The 1,851-nt window shown below is 53.5% G+C and carries 3 protein-coding genes; all 3 read right to left on the bottom strand.

The genetic code is table 11. The features are described 5' to 3' along the window. Positions 1 to 43: 43 nt before the first annotated feature. Positions 44 to 451, bottom strand: a complete 408-nt coding sequence (locus C230_RS21065; RefSeq protein WP_018130119.1) for a YopX family protein — start codon at positions 449 to 451, stop codon at positions 44 to 46. A 14-nt stretch (positions 452 to 465) separates the two neighbouring features. Continuing rightward, positions 466 to 1,281 (bottom strand): ATP-binding protein, encoded by an 816-nt coding sequence (locus tag C230_RS0100355; RefSeq protein WP_018130118.1) that lies wholly within the window; start codon positions 1,279 to 1,281, stop codon positions 466 to 468. An 11-nt stretch (positions 1,282 to 1,292) separates the two neighbouring features. After that, positions 1,293 to 1,851 (bottom strand): DnaD domain-containing protein (locus C230_RS0100350; protein ID WP_018130117.1); only part of this gene is annotated, 559 nt, incomplete at its 5' end.

Below are 1,851 nucleotides of genomic sequence, written 5' to 3'. Positions count from 1 at the left end.
ACCAACGTCATGAAGACGGACACCAGCATCAAAATTCCAAAAATCAGGCTCCATAGCACCGTGATCCCCCCAATTCACGGATGAAAGGCAGCAATTCCGGCGATTGATAGATGTCACCGATGATTTCAACGTCCGTTTTTTGGGCGACTTCTCCAAGCAAGGTACTTCGAACCCAAAACGCGCCGTCCGAAAAATACACATCCGTGATGACCTCAATATCGAACGCGGCATACCGGACAATGTCACCGGCGCATATTTCTTTTCCGTGTTTGTCCGTCACACCGGAATACAACATGAAGTCAAACCGGCTTTTGTCGCCATTCTCGATCATGTTCCCGACCGCCCGCATGCTCAGATGGTCATCGTACAGATCGCTTCCGCCCAATCCACTGAGGACATCCGTCCACATTTCCCGTTTTTTCTTGTCCCATGCCCGAATCTTGACTCGCATACGATCCCCCTGCTTCACCACATCGTTTTCCGCCGATAATCCGGGCCGTGCATCTTGATCACGTGCGCCCGTTCGCACATCCGTGAAAAATTCCGGTCGCCAATTTTGAGCTGCAACTGTTCGCTGTTCAGGTTCGTGGTGTAGATCGTGTGGCGGCCGGAACGGGCGTTCACAACCTCGAAAATCTTGGTCACGGCCCATGATTCGGCTGATCCCGAATACTCCGCTCCGATGTCGTCCAGCACCAGCACATCCACCGTTTTCAGCGCTTCCAGAATGTCCGCCTCGGTCGTCTCCGAACTCCGGTTGTACGTCTCTTTCAGCTTCGTCAGCATGTCCGGGACCGAGATGAAAATCCCTGTGTACCCCCGTTCCATCAGAGCCCGCACAATCGACACCGCCAGATGGGATTTCCCTGTTCCGTAGTGGCCGGTAAAAATCAGATTGGCCGGCCGGTCGAGCGAGAACGATTTGACGAAGGCCATCGCCTCAACCTTGGCTTTTTTCAGCCCTTCCGTGGTTGGCTGGTAGGTTTCAAACGCCGCATTCCGAAGGCTCGGGCTGATCAAGGACGATTCGTCAAAAATCCGGAGCAGTTTCCGCTTTTTCGCTTCCTCGTTCTCCTGCATGATCTGCCGGACCAGCGCCAGTTCCTCGCACCGGCACCCAAGCCGGTGGACAGCCGTTTTCCCCTTGAACGGCCCGCCAGCAAGCGAAATTTCGACAATCTCAACCGTTTCGCCGCATCCGGCGCATTGCTCTTTGCCCCTCAAAGTCTTTTGAAATCTTGGCAATCCCGCATTGGCCAGAACCTGTCCGATGGCTTGCATACGCCTCCCCCTTACCAGCCCATTTCCTCAACGGTGTATCTGGGTTTCTTGGCGACAAGTGACATCTGTCGCAATTTCTTCTCTCGTCGCTTGACCTCCAGCTCGTCGCGGCGTATCTGCCGCTTCGCCTCTTCATCCAGCGCCGCATCCAGCGTCCGGATTCCCTTGTTCAGCCATGATCGGAAAATGCCGGTTGCATAGGCGAAATTCTGTCCGGCTCGTCCTGCTTTCTCGATCCCGTAAATCAGGAGATCGACTGGCAATCCCTCCTTGTCGATCAGGTGATTGATCTCGTCAAGCTGTATCGCTGACATATGCCTGCCAAACGCCCGAAAATAGGTGTTGGCGAGATCGGCAAACGTCGGCCCGTCCCCTATTGTTGTTGCTGTTGTTGTATATATTTCTTTATTTCTTACATTCTTGTTTGTGGACACTTCCTGGACATCTGCTGGACAGGAGCTGGACACTTGCTGGACATTTTGTTGGACATCCTGCTGGACATTCTCGCCCTCCTCGGATTGGTAGAACGCCCAATTTACAATGGTTACGACGCTATATTTGCTGGACGAA

The organism is Effusibacillus pohliae DSM 22757 (genome assembly GCF_000376225.1).
GTDB classification, from domain to species: Bacteria; Bacillota; Bacilli; order Tumebacillales; family Effusibacillaceae; genus Effusibacillus; species Effusibacillus pohliae.
Note: the sequence above shows the minus strand (reverse complement) of the source record. Positions and strands in the feature narration are given on the sequence as shown.